We start from the raw sequence: 1,347 nt of genomic DNA, 5'->3' as shown, positions 1-1,347 counted from the left end.
CCACTTGGCGCGAGACCGCGCTTTGGGTCAGCGCCAGCTCCTGCGCGGCACGGGTGTAACTTTCGTGGCGGGCGGCCGCTTCAAAACACAGCAGGGTGTGGGTGGCGGGAATCTTGCGTCGCATGGTTGACCAGTGTAGCCAGCCCGAAAACACCCTCTGCTGCGCAACTGGTGTTCACCCCATGCAAGCCCAATGACGGGATGCACGCCGTAAAATGACAATCTTCGTAGTGGATGTTTCCGCCGATTTTTTTGTTAGCGCCCATGTCCGCCGTCAGTTTTCTAGTTTCCGACCCTAGCCCTGCGCTCCAACTCTTCACCCAAAAGCTGCTGTCTGGCTACGGTTTTGACTCCGCAGCCATCAAAACGGTCTCCGATCCGCACGCCGCAGCGGAAATTGCAGCCTCCCAAAAACCCGATTTTTTGATCACTGACTGGTTTGCCAAGGAGTCTTTGAACGGTATCGCACTGCACAAAGCCCTGCTCAAAGACAACCCCAACTGCCAGTTCGCGCTGTTGGCGCAAGACTGCAACCCCACACGCCAACAAGAATCCGATGAGGCCGGCGCACTGTTCTTGCTGGCCAAGCCTTTCACCGCAGACGCCATGCGCGACGCGGTGCGCACCGCGTTGGAACAGTTGGCACCGCTGCACCCTGGCATTGCCAGCAAACTCAGCCGGCAGGGCAGCCAGAAGCAGGCCCGGCCGGTCTACGTGGCGCCGCCCAGCCTGCCGCAGTTCAAACCCGGCGACCGGGTCACCTATGCCAACCGCACGGAGTCTGTCAAACACGTGATCCTGCGCCGGGGCGAACTGGTGCTGCAACTCGACGGCATCGCGGGAATGATTGAGGCCACCAAGGTCAAGCGCTTGTAGCGCCCTGCCTAAGTTAGGCTCAAATATGCGTGAAGCGCATACCTGGGTGACAAACAATCGTTTGTGACCCGTGCCGTTCGGCACTACGATGCGGGGTAACAACCACCCCTCCCGGAGACCTTACCCATGGCCCACGCAGCATCTTTCAACTGGCAAGACCCCTTTTTGCTAGACAGCCAGCTTGAGCACGACGAACGCATGGTGCGCGATGCCGCCGCCGCCTACTGCCAGGGCAAGCTGCTGCCCCGCGTGACCCAGGCCTTCCGCGACGGCACGACCGACCCTGCCATCTTCCGCGAAATGGGTGAGCTGGGCCTCTTGGGCCCCACCATCCCCGAGCAATACGGTGGCCCCGGCCTGAACTACGTGTCTTATGGCCTGATCGCCCGAGAGGTGGAGCGTGTGGACAGCGGCTACCGCTCCATGATGAGTGTGCAGAGCAGTCTGGTGATGGTGCCAATTTTTGAATTT

At 60.4% G+C, this 1,347-nt stretch carries 3 protein-coding genes; 2 read left to right on the top strand and 1 reads right to left on the bottom strand.

Annotation, left to right across the window (positions count from 1 at the left end; all coding sequences use genetic code 11):
- Window positions 1–124: LysR family transcriptional regulator (locus tag AC097P_RS24025; RefSeq protein ID WP_479612942.1), on the bottom strand; the 124-nt coding region annotated here is incomplete at its 3' end.
- 140 nt (window positions 125–264) lie between these two features.
- Between AC097P_RS24025 and AC097P_RS24020 the strand changes: the two genes are divergently transcribed.
- Both AC097P_RS24020 and AC097P_RS24015 read left to right on the top strand, forming a co-directional pair.
- Window positions 265–876 (top strand): response regulator, encoded by a 612-nt coding sequence (locus AC097P_RS24020; RefSeq protein ID WP_479612941.1) that lies wholly within the window; start codon window positions 265–267, stop codon window positions 874–876.
- A 126-nt stretch (window positions 877–1,002) separates the two neighbouring features.
- Window positions 1,003–1,347, top strand: a 345-nt coding sequence (locus tag AC097P_RS24015; RefSeq protein WP_479612940.1) for an acyl-CoA dehydrogenase family protein, incomplete at its 3' end; no start/stop codon positions are given.

Source organism: Rhodoferax sp. ZS1R8, assembly GCF_056521325.1.
Note: the sequence above shows the minus strand (reverse complement) of the source record. Positions and strands in the feature narration are given on the sequence as shown.